The sequence below is a fragment of the Atlantibacter hermannii genome (assembly GCF_009907385.1).
GTDB classification, from domain to species: Bacteria; Pseudomonadota; Gammaproteobacteria; order Enterobacterales; family Enterobacteriaceae; genus Atlantibacter; species Atlantibacter hermannii_A.
In genome coordinates this window covers 1-2,640 of the sequence record NZ_JAAATR010000037.1, presented here as the reverse complement: position 1 = coordinate 2,640, position 2,640 = coordinate 1, and the positions used below count along the sequence as shown (strand labels likewise).

Genomic DNA, 2,640 nt, shown 5'->3' with positions numbered 1-2,640 from the left:
GCGGTGCTGTCGGTCACCGAAGGGGAGGACAAGCCGCTCAAGTATCCGCACATGTTCGCTGCCGCCTCGCTGATGCTGCTCAACAAGGTCGACCTGCTGCCCTACCTGAACTTTGACATGGCGGCGTGCCTGGCCGCCGCCCGCGCGGTCAATCCCGGGATTGACATCATCCCGGTGTCGGCCACCACCGGCGAGGGCATGGACGCCTGGCTTGCCTGGCTGGAGGCGCAGCGATGTGCATAGGCATTCCCGGCCAGATAGTGGAAACCGGCCCGGGCAACCGGGCGCAGGTTTCGGTGAGCGGCGCGCGCCGTGAAGTGGACCTGACCCTGGTGGGCACCCACGATGAGCACGGCAACGCCCGCACCGGGCAGTGGGTGCTGGTCCACGTCGGCTTCGCCATGAGCGTCATTGACGAGCACGAAGCCCGGGAAACCCTGGCGGCGCTGCACAACATGTATGAGGTGGAGCCCGACGTGGGCGTGCTGTTATTCCCGGAGGAGACCCGCTGATGCGTTATGTTGACGAGTACCGCGACCCTGAAAAGGTGATGGCGCTGATTGCGGTACTGAAAGCCCGCGCGCCGCGGCTGGCGTATGACGCCCGGCGCCCGCTGCGGATTATGGAGGTGTGCGGCGGCCACACCCACGCCATCTTTAAATTCGGCCTCGACCAGCTGCTGCCGGAGAACATCGAGTTTATCCACGGCCCCGGCTGCCCGGTGTGCGTCCTGCCGATGGGGCGGATTGACAGCTGCCTGGAAATCGCCGCCCGCCCGGAGGTGATTTTCTGCACCTTTGGCGATGCGCTGCGGGTGCCGGGCAGAAACGGCTCGCTGACGGATGCGCGGGCGCGCGGCGCGGACGTGCGCATTATCTATTCGCCGCTGGATGCGTTAACGCTGGCCGGGGCGAATCCGGACCGTAAGGTGGTGTTCTTCGGGCTCGGTTTTGAAACCACCATGCCCGCCACCGCGCTCACCCTGCAACAGGCGAGGCAGCGCAACCTGCACAATTTCTTTTTCTTCTGCCAGCACATCACCCTGATGCCCACGCTGCGCAGCCTGCTGGCGCAGCCGGACAACGGCATTGATGCGTTGCTTGCGCCGGGGCATGTCAGCATGGTGACCGGCACCGCGGCCTACGACTTTATCGCCGGTGAGTTTCAGCGCCCGCTGGTGGTGGCGGGGTTTGAACCGGTCGACCTGCTGCAGGGCGTGCTGATGCTGGTGGAGCAGAAAATCGCCGGGCACAGCCGGGTGGAAAACGAGTACCGGCGCGTGGTGCCGGATGCGGGCAGCCCGGCGGCGCAGCAGGCGATTAACGAGGTGTTCTGCGTGCAGGGCGACAGCGAATGGCGCGGGCTGGGCGTGATTGAGGACTCCGGCGTGCGCCTGACCGCGGACTATGCCCGGTTCGACGCCGAACGGCACTTTAACCTTACGCCGCAGCAGGTCTGTGACGACCCGCGCGCCCGCTGCGGGGATGTGCTGACCGGGCGCTGCAAACCCGCCCGCTGCCCGCTGTTCGGCCGGCACTGCAACCCGCAGAACGCCTTCGGCGCGCTGATGGTCTCATCCGAAGGCGCCTGCGCCGCCTGGTACCAGTACCGTTCCACGGAGTGTGAAGCATGAAGAGCATTACTCTTGCCCACGGCAACGGCGGCCAGGCGATGCAGCAGCTTATCGGCGAGCTGTTCATCCGGGCCTTTGACAACCCCCTGCTCAGCGTCCAGGAGGACCAGGCGCGCATTCCGCTGGCGGAGCTCACGGCCTGCGGCGACCGGCTGGCGTTTTCCACCGACAGCTACGTTATCGATCCGCTGTTCTTCCCGGGGGGCGATATCGGCAAACTGGCGGTGTGCGGCACGGCGAACGATATCGCGGTGAGCGGGGCGGTTCCGCGCTGGCTCTCCTGCGGGTTTATCCTGGAAGAGGGGCTGGAGATGGCGGTGCTGGAGCAGGTGGTCAGCAGCATGGCGGCCACCGCCCGTGCGCACGGCATGACCATTGTCACCGGCGACACCAAGGTGGTGCCGCGCGGGGCGGCGGACAGACTGTTTATCAACACCGCGGGCCTCGGCGCCATCCCGGCGGATATCCACTGGGGGGCGCAGCATATCCGTGCCGGGGATGTGCTGATGGTCAGCGGCACCCTGGGCGACCACGGGGCCACCATCCTCAACCTGCGGGAACAGCTGGGCATTGAGGGCGTGCCGGAGAGCGACTGCGCGGTGCTGACGCCGCTGATCCAGGCCATCCGGCACCTGCCGGGGATAAAAGCGATGCGTGACGCCACGCGCGGCGGCGTGAACGCAGTGGCGCACGAGTTTGCCGCCAGCAGCGGCTGCGGCATCGAGCTTGACGAGCGCGCGCTGCCGGTGAAGCCGGCGGTGCGGGGGCTGTGCGAGCTGCTGGGGCTGGAGGCGGTGAATTTCGCCAATGAGGGCCGGCTGGTGATCGCCGCAGAGCGCGACGCCGCGCCGGGGCTGATGGCGGCGCTGCGCAGCCACCCGCTGGGACGCGACGCCACGCTGATTGGCGAAGTGGTGGCGGGTAAGGGGGTACGGCTGACCGGCCTGTACGGCGTGAAGCGCACCCTGGAGCTGCCGTTTTCCGAACCGCTGCCGCGAATTTGTTAA

General features: G+C 67.1%; 4 protein-coding genes. All 4 read left to right on the top strand.

Annotated elements, in window-relative coordinates; translation table 11 throughout:
- A partial coding sequence (locus tag GV764_RS11695) for a GTP-binding protein (protein WP_328515167.1) occupies window positions 1-243 on the top strand: 243 nt, incomplete at its 5' end.
- Entirely contained in the window at window positions 234-512 is a 279-nt protein-coding gene (locus GV764_RS11690; protein WP_161660323.1) for a HypC/HybG/HupF family hydrogenase formation chaperone, read from the top strand. The genes GV764_RS11695 and GV764_RS11690, both read left to right, overlap by 10 nt.
- On the top strand, window positions 512-1,633 hold the full coding sequence (gene hypD / locus GV764_RS11685; RefSeq protein ID WP_161660322.1) for a hydrogenase formation protein HypD: 1,122 nt from the start codon (window positions 512-514) through the stop codon (window positions 1,631-1,633). Before GV764_RS11690 ends, hypD begins: the two co-directional genes overlap by 1 nt.
- Window positions 1,630-2,640 carry a hydrogenase expression/formation protein HypE gene (hypE, locus tag GV764_RS11680; protein ID WP_161660321.1) on the top strand — a complete coding sequence of 337 codons (1,011 nt, stop codon included), beginning with the start codon at window positions 1,630-1,632 and terminating at the stop codon, window positions 2,638-2,640. Before hypD ends, hypE begins: the two co-directional genes overlap by 4 nt.